General features: G+C 66.8%; 10 protein-coding genes. 4 read left to right on the top strand and 6 right to left on the bottom strand.

What is annotated here, in order from left to right:
• Positions 1-13 precede the first annotated feature (13 nt).
• Positions 14-2,371, top strand: a complete 2,358-nt coding sequence (locus PX52LOC_RS02050) for a PAS domain-containing hybrid sensor histidine kinase/response regulator (RefSeq protein WP_149108519.1) — start codon at positions 14-16, stop codon at positions 2,369-2,371.
• Positions 2,372-2,380: 9 nt separating this feature from the next.
• Here PX52LOC_RS02050 and PX52LOC_RS02045 read toward each other — a convergent pair whose 3' ends face one another.
• A complete protein-coding gene (locus PX52LOC_RS02045; protein WP_149108518.1) occupies positions 2,381-3,694 on the bottom strand; it encodes a transporter in 1,314 nt (437 codons plus the stop codon).
• A gap of 184 nt (positions 3,695-3,878) precedes the next feature.
• On the opposite strand from PX52LOC_RS02045, the gene PX52LOC_RS02040 reads away from it, so the two are divergent.
• Positions 3,879-4,742 carry a phospholipase C/P1 nuclease family protein gene (locus PX52LOC_RS02040; RefSeq protein ID WP_149108517.1) on the top strand — a complete coding sequence of 288 codons (864 nt, stop codon included), beginning with the start codon at positions 3,879-3,881 and terminating at the stop codon, positions 4,740-4,742.
• An 87-nt stretch (positions 4,743-4,829) separates the two neighbouring features.
• Here the strand turns inward: PX52LOC_RS02040 and ychF are convergent, their stop codons facing one another.
• Positions 4,830-5,918, bottom strand: a complete 1,089-nt coding sequence (gene ychF / locus PX52LOC_RS02035) for a redox-regulated ATPase YchF (RefSeq protein ID WP_149108516.1) — start codon at positions 5,916-5,918, stop codon at positions 4,830-4,832.
• Between the two features lie 105 nt (positions 5,919-6,023).
• Between ychF and PX52LOC_RS02030 the strand changes: the two genes are divergently transcribed.
• Positions 6,024-8,144 (top strand): AAA domain-containing protein, encoded by a 2,121-nt coding sequence (locus PX52LOC_RS02030; protein ID WP_149108515.1) that lies wholly within the window; start codon positions 6,024-6,026, stop codon positions 8,142-8,144.
• A gap of 75 nt (positions 8,145-8,219) precedes the next feature.
• A complete protein-coding gene (locus PX52LOC_RS42255) occupies positions 8,220-9,437 on the top strand; it encodes a prepilin-type N-terminal cleavage/methylation domain-containing protein (protein ID WP_246173632.1) in 1,218 nt (405 codons plus the stop codon).
• 141 nt (positions 9,438-9,578) lie between these two features.
• On the opposite strand, the gene PX52LOC_RS02020 is transcribed toward PX52LOC_RS42255, so the two are convergent.
• The 4 genes from PX52LOC_RS02020 to PX52LOC_RS02005 all read right to left on the bottom strand — a co-directional run bounded on the left by PX52LOC_RS02020 (position 9,579) and on the right by PX52LOC_RS02005 (position 15,768).
• Positions 9,579-11,204, bottom strand: a complete 1,626-nt coding sequence (locus PX52LOC_RS02020; protein WP_149108514.1) for an N-acyl-D-amino-acid deacylase family protein — start codon at positions 11,202-11,204, stop codon at positions 9,579-9,581.
• Positions 11,205-11,317: 113 nt separating this feature from the next.
• On the bottom strand, positions 11,318-12,817 hold the full coding sequence (gene glgA, locus PX52LOC_RS02015) for a glycogen synthase GlgA (protein ID WP_149108513.1): 1,500 nt from the start codon (positions 12,815-12,817) through the stop codon (positions 11,318-11,320).
• Positions 12,818-12,843: 26 nt separating this feature from the next.
• Positions 12,844-15,291, bottom strand: a complete 2,448-nt coding sequence (locus PX52LOC_RS02010; protein WP_149108512.1) for a tetratricopeptide repeat protein — start codon at positions 15,289-15,291, stop codon at positions 12,844-12,846.
• Positions 15,292-15,294: 3 nt separating this feature from the next.
• On the bottom strand, positions 15,295-15,768 hold the full coding sequence (locus tag PX52LOC_RS02005) for a GNAT family N-acetyltransferase (RefSeq protein WP_149108511.1): 474 nt from the start codon (positions 15,766-15,768) through the stop codon (positions 15,295-15,297).
• Between the last annotated feature and the right edge of the window lie 30 nt (positions 15,769-15,798).

Below are 15,798 nucleotides of genomic sequence, written 5' to 3'. Positions count from 1 at the left end.
ATTTCAAAATGACATGACCCCGCCCGTGCCGCCCCTGGCCCCCGACCGCGACACCCTCCTCCGGGCGCTCGCCCTCCTCCCCGTCGGCGTTGTCATCTCGGACATTACCCGCCCGGGCATCCCGATCATCTACGCGAACGCCTCCGCCCACGTCATGCTCGGCTTGCCCGTGGACAGCCTGGTGGGGCAATCGGTCGCCGTCCTCGCCAGTACCGAATCGCCGCCGGAAACCCAGGAGCGGGTCCACGATGCCGTGTTCGCCTTCCAGAGCTTCCAGGCCGAGTTGTGCTACCGGCGGCCGGACGGGGCCATCGTCTGGATCGACGCCGACGTGCGGGTCGAGCGGGACGCCATGGGGCGGCCCCTGCGGTTCGTCAGCAGCCACACGGACGTCACCGCGAAGAAGCAAGCCGAACTCGCCCTCCGGGCCAGCGAGCGGACCTTCGCCCTCGCCCTGGAAGCCGGGCAACTCGGCATCTGGGACTGGCACGTTCCCACCGGGCACATGGAACTCGGCGGGGCGTGGCGGGGCATGCTCGGCTACACGAAGGACGAGTTGGAGCCGCGGATCCAAACCTGGGAAGACCTCCTCCACCCCGACGACATGCCGACCATTCGCCCGATCGTTCGCGACCACCTTGAAGGGCGGACGAGTTACTATGACGCCGAGTTCCGCCTGCGGACCAAGGCCGGCGAGTGGCGGTGGATTCGCGCGCGGGGCAAGGTGATCGAGCGGACGGCTGAGGGCCAGCCGGTCCGCATGATGGGCACCCACAGCGACGTGACCGACCTCCGCCGGACCGAGGAGGAACTCCGCGAATCGCGACAGTCGCTCGAGCGGGTGATGCAGACCAGCCCGTGTTCGGTCTTCGTGTTCGACCTCGTCGAGAGCCGCATTATCTACTCGAACCATTCCGTCGGCGAGGCCCTCGGCTATTCGATCCGCGAAATCGAGGAGATGGGCAACAGTGTGATCGTCCGCACGGCCCGCCCGGAAGACCTGCCGCGGATCATGGCGTTCCACAACAGCTGGCAAGGGGTGGCCGACGGGGAGGTGAAGACGCTCGAGTACCAAGCCCGGCACCGCGACGGCAGCGACCGGGTTTTTGTGGTCCGCGCGATGGTCTTCGACCGCGGGCCGGACGGCCGCCCGACGAAGGTCGTGTGCGCGAGCCTCGACATCACAGACCAACGGGCCGCGGCCGAGGAGAATCGCCGCCTCGACGAGCAACTCCGCGAGACGCAGCGGCTCGAATCGCTCGGCGTCCTGGCCGGCGGTATTGCCCACGACTTCAACAACCTGCTCACCGGCATCCTCGGCTACGCCGACCTCGCGGGCCAGGAATTGTCCGCCTCGGCGGTGGCGCAGAGCCACCTCACGCCCATCATCGCGTCCGCCCACCGCGCCGCCGAGTTGTGCCAGCAAATGCTCGCTTACGCCGGGAAGGGGCGGGTGGAACTGACGGTCGCGAATCTCAGTAACATCGTCCGCGAGGTCCGCAGCCTGTTGGGGGCCGCGATCTCGAAGAAGGCGGAGGTGGAGTTCGACCTGCCGGACGAACTCCCCGGCATCGAGTGCGACGTGAACCAAATCCGCCAGGTCGTGATGAACCTGTTCACGAACGCTTCGGAAGCCCTGGAAGGGTGGCCGGGCCAGATTCGCGTCTCGACGGCCGCGGTCGTGGCGGACCGGGCCGCCCTCGACGCGATGCGGTTCGGCGCGGGGCGGCCGCCGGGCGAGTACGTGCGGCTGACGGTGTCGGACACCGGGTGCGGCATGAGCGCGGCCACGGTCGCGAAGATGTTCGACCCGTTCTTCACGACGAAGTTCACCGGCCGCGGCCTCGGCCTGTCGGCGGTCCTCGGCATCATCCGCTCGCACGGCGGCGCGATCCGCGTGGACTCGGTCGAAGAGGAGGGCACGGCGGTCGAGGTTTTACTGCCGGCGTCGGAGAAGCCGCTGCCGGGGCCGTCGTTGCCGCCCGCTGTGGGGCCGGGACAGGGGTCGGGGGTTGTACTCGTGGTGGACGACGAACCCGTCGTCCGACGGCTGACGGGAATGATGTTGCAAAGCCTCGGCTACACGCCGTTGTTCGCCGCCGACGGACCCGAAGCGGTGCGGGTGTACGCCGAGAACCGCGAGACGCTGAAGGTCGTGTTCCTCGATCTGACGATGCCCGGCCTCGACGGCTTGCAAGTCTTCAAGGCCATCCGCGCCCAGGGCGGCCGGACGCCGGTGATTCTCATGAGCGGGTACAGCGAGCACGAGGTCCGGGAGAAGTTCGGGACCCACGGCTTCCAGGGCTTCTTGTCGAAGCCGTTCACCCGCAACGCCCTCGCGGAGCGACTGGCCGAGGTGAAGGGGCTTTGACCGCGAGCGTCAGTACCGGAAGATCAAGTCGAGCGTGAAGCGGTAGCGGAACACGTCGCGGTTGCCGAAGAGGGGCAGTTCGTAGGCCGCGCCGATCTGGGCCGCTTCCGTGATCTTGAACCGCCCGCCCAGCGCCCCCGTCACGAGGCCCGCGCCCTTCGACTGGCTGCCGAAGTTGAACAAGTCCTGTCCCTCGCCGCTGAACGCCCGCTGTTGGCCGTCGGTGGTGTACTGGAAGTAGTTCAACTCCGCGATCGGGTAGAAGCGGTGGTTGTTCCGCACGTCGAAGTCGAGGTGGGCCGTGCCGTAGAAATAATCGCTCCGCAGGCGGTTCGTGCTAATGGAATAGCCGGCGTTGGCGATGCCGTTGAGCGAGCCGATGCTGCCGAAGTCGCAGAGCGTCTTGCCCGCGCTAATGTAGGGCACGATCGAGAGGTTGCCGGTGTCCTGGTACACCTTCCCCGGCCCCGTCGGAATCTGGAAGATTGCCCCGGCCGACGCGATCGCGCTCGACTGCGGGTTGCGGTAGAAGGTGAACTTTGGTCCGAGCCACAACTCCGCGAAGCCGAACTCGCTGTCGCCGAACGCCTTGTTTGACGGGTTCAGGGCGATGGCCCCGAGCTTGTTGACGGTCAGCGAGATACGCTCCGTGAAGGCGATGCTCGCCCGCGTCCCGAAGAAGTAGATATTCCCGCCCTGGAAGTTCGGCTGCGGCGTCGGGATGCTTTGGTAGATGAAGATCGGCCGGACTTCGGTCAGTGCCCGCGGGTCTTCGGCCAGGAACGGGTTCGACAGCGGCGTGGCGAACTGGTCGAAGGCGTGGTCGCTGAACAGCCACGAATCGCGGCCGCCGCCCGGTGCGAGCCAGTCGCGAAGTTTGTCGCCGAACTTCGCGCTCGCCCGCTTCTTGGAATCGTCGTCGCGATCCCGCTGGCCCAGTCGCGACCGACGGCCGACGAAGTCGTCGATCTCGTCGCGGTCGTCGTTCGGGTGCCGTGGTTCGTACCGCCCCAGCGGTTCCGCGCGGTCGTCTTGCGGCAACCGGCGGTCGAGGCGGATTACCTCGTCGTCCGACAGCGTGCGGGCGTTGGCGGGTTTGCTGAGGCGGACCGGCTTCGGGCGGACGACTTCGGGTTCCGGGGTGGCCGGCTCCTTCGCCGCGGCCGGGTGAATCGTCCCGCTCGCCGGTTCGCTCGGCAGATCGACGGCACGGGCCGAGCCGAGGCTGACGGGCGCTTCCAACAGCCGCGGCGGGTCGGCCGCCGCGAGCGGACTGGCGCAGAGGGCGAGCGCGCACACGCACTGTCTCAAAGCCCGCCGCATCCGTTGCCCTCCCTGGCACCGTCGTACATCGGATAAGATCGGTCCGCCCGCCCCCCCGGCGTGACCCCTTCACGAAGAAATCACACTCGCCGCCCAGTCGCCCGGATAAACTCTCTTTGCCCGGCCGCCCACGCCTCTCCCGCCGGCAAACTCGACCCAGTTTCCCAATTCTCAAAGGTGACTCATGCGCCGCGTCTGCCTGTGGGGGATGGCCTCGCTCTCGTTGCTCGGATTGTTCGTCGGTCTGACGCCCGCGTGGTGGGTCAAGGGCCACGAGAGCATCACCGAAGCCGCCGCGGCGAAGTTGCCCGAGGACGTGCCGGCGTTCTTCCGATCCGGCGGCAAGCACCTCGCGCACTTCGTCGGCGACCCAGACCGCTGGAAGAACCGCGAGTGCAAAACGCTTCGCGCGAGTATCGAGGCCGACCACTACATCGACCTCGAAGACCTGGAGGGAAAGCCGCTGCCGCCGGACAGCCGGTTCAAGGGCATGGACGTGATGCGCGGCCTGAAGAAAGAGCCGAACCGCGTCGGGCTACTGCCGTATGCCATCGAGGAAGGGTACGAGAAGCTCGCCTGCGCGTTCTCGGACTACCGCAAGGAGCCGGAGAACGAGTCGATCAAGATGAAGTGCCTGGTGTACGCCGGGACACTCGCGCACTTTACGACGGATGCGTCGATGCCGCTGCACACGACGGTCCACTTCGACGGCCGCGTCACGCCGGGGCAGGCCGACAAGAAGCAGCGCGGCATCCACGCCAAGCTCGACGCCTTCCCGGAGAAGTTCAAGCTGACGCCCGAGGAGATCGTGCGCGGGGTCGAGGCAAAGGCGGTCGACGACGTGTGGAAGTATTCAGAGAAGTTCATCGCGGAGTCGGCCACGTTCATCGACAAGGCCTACGAGTTCGACGCGGCAGGGGCGTTCGAGAAGCCGACGGACGCGAGCCGGGCGTTCGTGATGGACCGCTGCCGGGCCGGGGCGCAGTTCACGCTCGACGTGTGGTACGCGGCGTGGAAGAAGAGCGCGACGTTGCCGCCGCACTATTGAGAGGCGAGCGGCCCGGCGTAAGCGGGCCGTGTCTGGTCTGGATGCGGTCAAGACACGGCCCGCTTACGCCGGGCCGCTCGCCGGTCTTCAGTTGAACAGGAAGTGGCAGATGTCGCCGTCTTGCATGACGTAGGCCTTCCCTTCGACGCGGAGTTTGCCGGCGGCCCGGATCGCCTTCTCGTTCTTGTGCGTCTCCAGGTCGTCGAGACCGTACACCTCGACGCGGATGAACCCCTTCTCGAAGTCGGTGTGGATCACGCCGGCCGCCTGCGGGGCGGTTGCGCCGACGGGCACCGTCCACGCCCGGACTTCCTTCTCGCCGGCGGTGAAGTAGCTCTGGAACCCGAGCGCCCGGTACGCCGCCCGCGCCAGCCCGGCTAGCGACGGCTCGGTCAGACCCGATGCGTTGAGCATCTCTTGGCGGTCGGCCGGTTCGAGTTCCGCGATCTCGGCTTCTAACTTCGCGCAGACGGGGATGACCTCGGCCCCGACCTTCTCCGCGAACGCCCGCACCTGCTGCACCATCGGGCCTTTGCCCTCCAGGTCGGTCTCGTCCACGTTCGTGACGTACAGGATCGGCTTCATGCTCATCAGGCCGAAGCTCGAAATCACCTTCTGCTCGGTCGGGTTCAGCTTTAGCTTCCGCAACGGCTGGTCGGTCGCGAGGTGCGCCTGGCACTTGCGGATGACCTCGGCCCGGGCGATCGCTTCCTTGTCGCCGCTCTTGGCCGCCCGCTCGGCCTTCGGCAGAGCCGTGTCGAGCGTTTGCATGTCGGCCAGCATGAGTTCTATTTCCACGACCTCGATGTCCGAGAGTGGATCGACCTTCCCGGCCACGTGAATGATGTTCGGATCGTCGAAACAGCGGACGACTTGCAGGATCGCGTCCACCTCGCGGATGTGGCTGAGGAAGGCGTTCCCCTTGCCTTCGCCCTTGCTCGCCCCCTTCACGATGCCGGCGATGTCCACGAGCTTCAGGATCGCGGGCACGGTCTTCTGCGGCGGGATGTACTTGCAGATGCGGGCGAGCCGCTCGTCCGGGACCGGGACGATCCCCTCGTTCGGCTCGATGGTGCAGAACGGGTAGTTCGCACTCTGGGCGTTCTTTGACTGTGTGAGGGCGTTGAACAGGGTGCTCTTGCCGACGTTGGGCAAACCGACGATGCCTGCTTCCATGAACGCGCGATGACCTCGGGGACGCGGGGGAAACCGTTAGTTTATGGGCGACCCGGCTGACTGTCCGCGACGCGAGGCCGGCGGGCGGGTTGATACAACGACGGGATGGCCCGAATTCAGATTCAACCCGTCCCGCGGAAGTGCTCGCCGGGTGCGGTGCTGGCGTTCGTTTGCAACGGCGGCAAGCTCGATCGCAAGCAGGTCGGGGCGATCACGCTCGCCGGGCCGTCGGCGGTAGTGGAAGTGCCGGACGGGAGGGCCGACGCTGTCATCAAGGCCCTCGACGGCACGAAGTTCTCCGAGCGGCCGGTGCGGGTGATGATGGCCGGGAAGGCCGACTTCACCGGGGCAGACCACTTCGCCCGCCTGTCGAAACTGCTCGACCTCGAAGCCGTCGCCGAGCAAGACGCCATCCGCCGGGCGGCGCAATCGGAAACCGCGGCACGCGACGGCATCGCCCTCCGCGGGCTGACCCTGCGCGAGTCCGAGTTCGGCCTCGGGGGGCGGTTGTTGCTCACGTTCACGCGGTCGATGCGAGCCGACCGGCTGCCGCCGAACCGCCTGCAACCCGGCTCGCCGGTGCTGGTGAACCAGGACGGTAGCAACCGCCGCCGAGACTCGTACCGCGGCGTGGTCTTCGACCGCGAGTTCACCAGCATCGGCGTGGCCATCGAACCGCCCGACGATGATTTACCCGACGACGCGGCGTGGCGGCTCGACCTGTCCTTCGACGAAGTCTCGCGATTGCGGCAGCAGGAAGCCCTGCGGCGGGCGGCCACCGCGAACAACGACCGCCTCGCCGAACTGCGGGCCGTGCTGCTCGGCGAGCGCGAGCCGGAAGAAGCGGAATCACCCTCGCTGGCCATCGCGTCGCACCTGAACGAACCCCAGCGGGAAGCCGTTCGCTTCGCGCTCGCGGCGAAGGACGTGGCCGTCATCCACGGCCCGCCGGGCACGGGCAAGACGACGACCGTGGTGGAACTGATCCGGCAGGCCGTCGCCCGAGGCGAGCGCGTGCTGGCTTGTGCCCCGAGCAACCACGCGGTGGACAACCTGCTCGAAAAACTGCTCGCTGCCGGCGAGGAACCCGTCCGCATCGGCCACCCCGCCCGCGTGAGCGAAGCCCTCCGTGGCCGCGTTCTCGATCTACTTGTGCAGAAGCACGCCGACGCGCGACAGGCTCGCAAGATCGCGAAGGACGCGAACGCCCTCTTCCAGCAGGCCGACACCTGGACGCGCGAGAAGCCGCAACCCGGTGAGAAGGCCGCCCTGCGGCGGGAAGCCCGTGCGCTGCTGGGGGAAGTTCGGCAGTTCGAGCGACTCGCCGCTGATCGCATCCTCGACGAAGCCATGATCGTCTGCGGCACACTCACCGGCCTGACGAGCGATGTCCTCGGCCCCCGCCGCTTCGACCTGGCCGTGATCGACGAGGCCGCCCAGAGCACGGAACCCGCGTGCTGGCTGCCACTGTTGCGCTGTTCGAAGGTCGTGCTCGCCGGCGACCACTGCCAATTGCCGGCTACGATCCTCTCGACGGAAGCGGCCGAGGACGGCCTCGCGGTCAGCCTGATGGAACGACTGGTCAACCTGTACGGCGATCAGGTCGCGCGGCTGCTCACGGTTCAGCACCGCATGAACGCGGCCATCATGGGCTTCTCGAACGCGCAGTTTTACAACGGCGCACTCGTCGCGCACGAGTCGGTCGCCGGCCACCTCCTCTGCGACCTGGATGGCGTGACCCGCGAACCACAGACCGAACGGCCGGTGAAGTTCATCGACACCGCCGGTGCCGGGTACGACGAGGAACTCGAAGACGAGAGCGGCAGCCGTCGCAACCCGCAGGAAGCGACACTGACCGCGACCTATGTCCGCCGCCTGCTGTCCGCCGGTGTCCCCGCCGACGCCATCGGCGTCATCACGCCGTACCGGGCCCAGGTCCGATTGTTAGAGGACAAACTGCCCGACGTAGAAGTCGATAGTGTGGATGGCTTCCAGGGCCGCGAGAAGGAGGCGATCGTCATTTCGCTGGTGCGGTCGAACAACGAGGGCGACATCGGCTTCCTTGGCGACACCCGCCGCACGAACGTCGCCTTCACCCGCGCACGCCGGTCGCTCATCGTCATCGGCGACAGTGCCACGCTGGCGAACCACCCGTTCTACCAGGCGATGATCGCGCACTTCGAATCGATCGACGCCTACAGCAGCGTGTGGGAAGAAACCGAGTGAAACCCGGCGGTTGCCTGGCGGGTAGATCCGGATGACTCATTTCTTCACGTCATTCGGCACTCGCCAGAGGTTCCCATGTCCACCCGCAATCGGGCGTTCACGCTCATCGAACTCGTCGTCGTCATCGTCGTCATTGCCATCCTGATCCGCTTCCTGTTGCCGGCCGTGCAGAAGGTCCGGCAGGCGGCCATCAACTCGAAGCTCGCGAGCACGGCGAAGGCCGGGGCCGCCCAGCAAATGGAGGCGCAGAACGTCGCCCGCGAAGCGGCGTCGCCCACCGTGCCGCCGAAGCCACGGCCGAAGGCGAACGTGAAGTCGTTCACGGCCGACATCGCCCTCACGCCGAAGTTGAGCGTCGGCACGGCCACGCCGGAGTCGATCTACGAGGCCCGGTTCGAGTGCCAGATTCAGGCGACCAGTCCGCCGGGTGAGAAGGAGGAGTGCGAGTTGGAACTGCCGTTGCCGCCGCAGGTGATTTCGCTCGCGGACCTGAAGATCACGGCCGGCGGCAAGCCCAGCGAAACCGTCGCCATTCGCGACAACAAGCTCGTCTGGCGCGGCTCTCTGACGGCCGAACCGACGCCGATGGACGTGCGGTACTCGGCCGTCGGGAAAGGGCTGTACGAACTCTCCGTGCCCCCCGGCGGCATCCTCGACAAGTTCGAGATCGCTCTGGCGGCCCACGGCTCCGACGTGCGGCTGATGGAACTGTCGCTGCAACCGACGAACCTGAGCCGGTCGTCGGGCACAACGAACTACGCCTGGAAGTACGACCGCCTGATGTTCGGCCAACCGCTGCGGCTGGACATCCTCGGCATTTCGCCGATCGACCGCCTCGGCGAACTGACGTGGCTCGGCCCGCTCAGCGTGTGCGTCTTCGGCCTCGTCGCCGGGCTGGTCGTCCACTCGGCCGGCGTGACGACGTTCGACCGCTGGATGTTGCTGCTTACCGTCGGCACGTTCGCCGGGGCGTACCCGCTGATGTACTTCGCCCAGGAGTACATTTCGCTGGAGACGGCCGTGGTGGTGTCGGCGGCCGTGGCGCTCACAATTATCGGTGTGCAGTCGGCCACGATCGTCGGCTACCGCTTCGCGCTGGTCGGCATCGTCCTGCCGGCGGTCGTCATCATGGCGATCACGTTGGCGGCCGCGATCTGGACGAACTTGCAAGGCATCCTGCTGACCGTGGAGGCGCTCGGCTTCTTCGTGGTGGTCATGCGGCTGATGCCGAAGTTGAAACTGAGCTTCCCGGCGATGATGCCGGCGACTCCGGTGACGAGCGTGCCGGCGTGAAGTCGGTCGGCCAACCGTGTGCCATCTCAACGGCGAGCGTCGCGGCGTAAGCGCGACGTGTCTACCTGCGGGGAAGGCACGTCGCTTACGCCGCGACGCTCGCCGTTGAGAGTATCGGAACGATACCGCGGATGGGATGACCTATCGCCCGTGCTTCAGCACCGCGCCCGGCTTCGCGCCGGTCGGCTTGCCGTTGTCGAGGACGAGTTGGCCGTTCACCACCACGAACGCGATCCCCTCGGCATAGTGGAACGGGTCGCCGTAGGTGGACATGTCGATCACGCGGTCCGGGTCGAAGACGGTCACGTCGGCGAAGTTCCCCGCCCGCAGTTGGCCGCGGTCCTTTAGACCGATCTTGGCCGCGTTCAGCGAGGTCATCTTGCGGACGGCGTCTTCCAGTCGCACGACGCCGCGCTCGCGGACGTAGACGCCGAGGACGCGAGGGAAGGTGCCGAAGTTTCGCGGGTGCGGGCTGCCGCGGCGAAGTGGGCCTTCGGTCGCGTAGGCCGACCCGTCGGACCCGATCGAGCACCACGGCTGCTGCATCGCCAGGTTCATGTCCTTCTCGGTGTGGTGTTCGTACACCGTCGAAACCGAGCCGCCCTCCGCGATCAGAATGTTGAACAAGATGTCCATCGCGTCCGGCGTCGGCGACACGTCTTTGCTTTTCGCGGCGATGACGCGATCCATCGTCAGCCCCTCGTAGGAACCCTTGGCGCTGACGAGCATCCGCGACCAGTCCCCGCCGACGGCCGTGTAGTGGTTGTACCAGCCGGGCAGCCCCTCCTGAATTTCCTTCTTGAGCCGCGGCCGCACGCTCGCGTCCTTCAGTCGCTCCAGGAACTTTGCCTTGCCGCCCTCGTGCGCCCACGGCGGGACGATGCTGGCGAGGTCGTTGTTCCCACGAGTGTACGGGTAGACGTTGGCCTGCACGTTCACGCCGCGCTTGCGGGCGGCGTCGATGAGAGCGATGATGTCGGGCATTTTGCCCCACAGCTTCTGGTCGGCGATCTTCAGGTGAATGATGTCCACCGGCACGCCGGCCTTCTCGCCGACAGCGATGGCTTCCTTGATCGCGTCCATCACGCCGGTCCCCTCGTTGCGGTTGTGCGTCGAGAAGATGCCGCCGTGCTTGGCCACGACCGTACACAGTTCGGCGATGTCGTCGGTCGTCGCGAGGTTGCCGGGTGGCATCGCCAACATACTCGATAGGCCGAACGCCCCGTCGGCCATCGCGTCGTCGAGGATCGCCTTCATCTTCGCGAACTGCTCCGGCGTCGGCCGGGCGAACGACGTGCCCATCGCCCCCTGCCAGACGTTGTCGAGGCCGACGTAACTCGCGACGTTCACGGCAATGCCGTTCTTCCGCGTCGCCTCGGCGTACTGCGTCAGCGTCTCGAACCGGCCCGGCAACAAGCCGCGGTGCGGGGCAATGGAGTTGCCTTCGCCGAGGACTTCGGTCGTCACGCCCTGGCGAACCTTGCTCGGCGCGTTGCCGTCTTCGAGCAGGAGCGTGTCCGAGTGCGAGTGCATGTCGATGAAGCCCGGCGCGACGACCAACCCCTTCGCGTCGATCTCCCGCTTCCCGAGACCGGCCGGCACGCGGCCGACGGCCACGACCTTGTCGCCGCGGATGGCGACATCGCCGTAGGACCACGGGTTGCCGGTGCCGTCGATGATCTTGCCGCCGCGGATGACGAGGTCGTAGTCGGGATCGGCGGCGTGGACGGGCAGCGAGAAGAGAAACGCAAGGAGGGCGAATCGCATGGGAAGTCTCGCGGAAGTGATGGCGAGCGGCCCGGCGTAAGCGGGCCGTGTCTTGATTTACTCAGACACGGCCCGCTTACGCCGGGCCGCTCGCCGTTGACGCGGCAATCGACTTACAACACTCGTTCGTACAGCCGCTCGTAGTCCGCGGCGCTGCGGTCCCACGACCAGTCTTGCCGCATCGCGGTGCGGACGACCTGCTGGAAGTCCTTCGGCCGGTCGCGGTAGAGCGTCACCGCCCACTTGATCGTCTGGTAGAGCGCGTTCGCCGTGTAGTCGCCGAAACTGAAGCCGGTGGCCATGCCCGCCTGGAGGGTTTCGTGCGTCGCGCCGACCACACTGTCGGCAAGGCCGCCGGTCTGCCGGACTACCGGCGGGGTGCCGTACTTCATCGAGTACAGTTGGTTCAGCCCGCTCGGCTCGTACCGGCTCGGCATCAGGAACAGGTCGGACCCGGCTTCGATCAAGTGGGCCAGCGATTCGCTGTAGCCGATGTTGACGCCGACTTGTTGCGGGTGCTTGTCGCGGAACTGTTGCAGCTCGTTATGGTATTCCGGGTCGCCCTCGCCGAGGAACACCATCTGACAGCCGAGGTCCAGGAAGCCGGGGGCGGCGCTCAGAATCAGGTCAATCCCCTTCTGGCTCACCAGCCGGGCGACCACGCCGAGCAACGGCTTCTTGGGTTCCAGTGGCAGGTTGTACTTGTGCTGCAACTCGGCCTTCAGATCCGGCTTCACCTCAAAGACTGTGTCAACGTCGTAGTGCTTCGGCAGGTACGGGTCGGTAGCCGGGTTCCAGGCGTCGTAGTCCACGCCGTTCATGATGCCGAACAGCTTCATGCGGTTCTGCCGCAACAGCCCTTCGAGGCCGCAGCCGTACTCGGCCGTCTGGATTTCCCGGCTGTACGTCGGGCTGACAGTGTTGATCGCGTCGGCGAACGTCAGGCCGGCCTTGAGGAAGTTGAAGTGGCCGTGGAACTCGAGTTGGTTGTGGTTGAACAGCCAGCCGGGGAGGGCGGTCAGCTTCATGACCTCGCGGCCGAACATGCCCTGGTAGGCGATGTTGTGGATGGTGAAGACGCTCCGCGTGTGCTCGTACTGCGGCTTGGCGCGGAAGATTTCGTTGAGGAACACCGGCACGAGGCCGGTTTGCCAGTCGTTGGCGTGGACGACGTCCGGAATGAACCGCGTCACGTGGGCGATTTCCAGAACCGCCCGGCTGAAGAAGACGAACCGCTCGGCGTTGTCGATGTAGTCGGCCTTGTACCCGCCGGGCATGCTCTGCTGGTAGAGGCCGCGGCCGACCTTCGGGTCGTCGCGGTCGAAGTACTCGGGCTGGTCGATGAAGTAGATCGGCACGCTCGTGCCGGGCAACATCGAGCGAAAGACCCGGCAGGCCAGGGTGCGGGTGCCGACGGGCACGGGGATGACGTGCTCGCTCCGCTCGACGGGCAGTTTGCTCGTCCGCACGCAGCGGTAGTACGGCATCACGACGGCCACTTGATGGCCGCGGGCCGCGAGCGCACGGGGGAGCGCCCCGGCCACGTCGGCCAGGCCCCCGGTCTTGGCGAAGCCGACCACTTCGGACGACGCCAGCAGAATCTTGAGCGACACGGCGAGTTCCTCCGCTTGGGTGCGGATTATCGTACCGGTGGAGGGTACTTTTGTCGCACGGGCGTGAAAATCGGCTTGGTCAGCAGGGCCGTGGCGTCCGGATCGAAGTAAAGCGCGGCCGCCATCGCGGGGTTCTGGTCGAGAATATCGAGCACGGTGTCGGGGTCGTCGCCCGCAACCGCGATCACGGCGTGGAGGAACACTTTCGGCTCGCCCCCCATCAGCGGACGAGGCTCGAACCAATCCATCTGAGCCGTCGCGTCGGCCGGCCGCTTCAAGCGCAGGTACGTGCGGACCAGTCGCTCGTGCGTGCGGTAGTCGGGTGCGGCGTTGGCATCGGCCTTTTGTCGCTGGGCGGCAAGAAAGAACTTCCGAGCCGCCTCGTAGTCTTTCCTCAAGAATTGCACCTCGCCCCGCCAGTATGGTAAGTCCTGGTCGTCCGGGTGCTTTTGCGCGTGCAACTCTAACAACTCGGCCAGCGAGAACTCGTCGTTCTCCCCGATGAACCGGTTCGCCAGTTGGTCGAACGTGTCCCCCGCCGGCGGCAGTTGTTCGTACGCCTGCTTCCACTTGCCCAGTTTGGCGAGGCACTGTGTTCGCAGGCGGCGGTACGCGGTCCACTCCCACTCGCGGGCCTCACGTTTCGCCGGGGCTTCTTCAGGATCGATTGCGGTGCGATCGTCGGTGGCTGGCTTTTTCAACTTCGCCATCGCTGTCGCCAGTTTTGCGTCGGCCGCCGCGAAGTCGCCCCGCGCGTAGGAAACGTGCGCCTGCCAGAGCAGCAACTCCGGGTCGTTCGGAAACTTCGCCGCGTGGGCCGTGTTGAGGGCGTCTAACTGCTTGACCGCCGCGGCAATTCCCGGCGAGTTCGGCGGCGTCCAGGCGAGGTTTTGAGAACGGCGGGCGATCGTGCGGTAGGCGTCTTCGGCTTCGCCGGCGCGGGCGAACAGGTCGTAGTAGTCGCCGGGTTCGCGGAAGGCTCGCGGCTCCGCGAGGATGGCGGCCCGCGTTGCCGGCCAGGCGGCGGGGTTCGCGGTGCGGAATTTCGATAGCAACTCGCCGGCGGCCTTGGTTTGGCTGAGTGCCACCTTGGCCTGCACGCCCCGCACCTGGGCGAGCGAGTCCTGCGGCTTCACGCGAAGGAACCCGGTCGCGAGGCCGTCCACGATCGACGGGAATTGCGCCTCGAACAAGCCCGCCGCGACGCCCAGAACGTCGGCCGTCGCGGTCTTCGCGATGAGTTCGCCGACGGTCTCGCGCTCGTCAGCCGGCACACGGCGGGCGAGGTCGATCAACAACGCGCGGTCGCCGGGGAAGACGTCGAGACCCTTCCGCAGCACGGCGATGGCGGCCTTCGGGTCGCTCTTCAAACCGGCCTCGGCCTTCGCCTCTTCGCGGTACGCCTCAGGGTTGTCGCCGATCAGTTCGCGGTACGCCCGCACGCGCTCCAGGGCGGCCGCGTAGTCCTTGCGAGCGTTCCTGGCCGTCGCCTCGGCGAGTACGTTACTCGGCGTGTCCGGATACTCCCGGCGCACGACGTTAGCGTAGGTGGCCGCGCCGTTGGGGTTGCCGTTCAGGGCGGCGAGGCGTTGCTGCATCGCGTGGCGGGCGGCCGACACGGCAGGAATCTGAGCCGGCTGGACCATGCCGTTCGCACAAGCCGTCGCGTTTACGGTCGCCGGGTCGTTGCCCGCGGCCGTCAGGGACAACCAGTAGACGGCCTGCAAGTAGTTCTGGAAGGAAGCCAAGTCGGCTGGTTCTGGGCCGTTCGCGGCGAGGGGCAGGCCGTCTTTCACGGGGTGGTTGACGAGGTAGCTGCGCGTCGCCAGGAATCGCAGGTGCGTGTCCCGGAAGTCGAAGTCGTAGACGAGCCACTCGCCGCGACCGTTGCGGGCCATCCACCAGCGGGTGTAGCAGACGGTCTTCCGCCCGTCCGCCGTCGCCGTGTGGCGGGCGAGCAGTTGTGCCTCCCGCCGGTCCGGCGACCACCGCACGCGGAGGACTTGGGCTGCGCCCGTCGGGAACAGGGCCGGCCGGTCCGTGAGCAGTTGGGCCACGCTCCCGCGGATGTCAAACGCGGCGGTGTCGATGTCGAGTTGCGTGGGCTGGCCCCGGTGCAGGTAGAACCCGAGGGCGACTTCCTCCTCGGCCATCCGCATGGTGTCGAACTGCGCCAGCCGGTCGGACAGTTCTGCCACGTCCTTCTCGGCACTGATTGCTCGCAGGGGCCTTAGCAGCTCCTGCGATTCCCGGTCGCCGGGTTGTTCCGGCGGGTCGAACGCCGTTGGGGGGCGGTTGACGAGGTCGTAGCGAATCCGCTGCGGCGGCGGGGCCGCCATCCTTGCACCGGCCATCTGGTACGGGTCGTAGTCGATGTCCGGTCCGACGAAGCTCCGCACGGCTAGCCCGCAGATCGTGGACGCCACGAGCATGACCGACGCCAGCACGGCCCAGCCGATGAACTTCTTTCGCACGGGTCATCCCTCCGCGGCCAGGGCCGAGATCGCCTCGCGGGTCATGCGGTACAAGACCCACTCGTCCTTCGGCCGCGCGCCCAACGCCTGGTAGAACCGGATCGACGGCTCGTTCCAGTCTAACACCGCCCACTCCAGCCGGCCACAGTCGCGTTCCTCGGCCAGCTTCGCGAGCGCGATCAGCAGCCCCTTCCCCAACCCGTGGCCGCGGTACTCGGGCAGCACGAAGAGGTCTTCCAGGTAGATGCCCGGTTTGGCGAGGAACGTGGAGTAGTTGAAGAAGAACAGCGCGAACCCGACCGCCCGGCCGTCCGCCTCGGCCATCAGCACTTCGGCGAACGGCCGCGGGCCGAAGAGGTGGTCGCGGAGCGTGGCCTCGTCGAGCACGACTTCGTGGGAGAGCTTTTCGTACTCGGCCAGCGCCCGGATGAGGGCTGCGATGCTCGGCACGTCGGCCGGTGTGGCGGGGCGAATCATGTCAGCGTCCGCAGAGTGAAGGGGCCGAGG

The organism is Limnoglobus roseus (assembly GCF_008254045.1).
GTDB lineage: Bacteria > Planctomycetota > Planctomycetia > Gemmatales > Gemmataceae > Limnoglobus > Limnoglobus roseus.
This window is presented reverse-complemented; position numbering and strand designations above follow the sequence as displayed.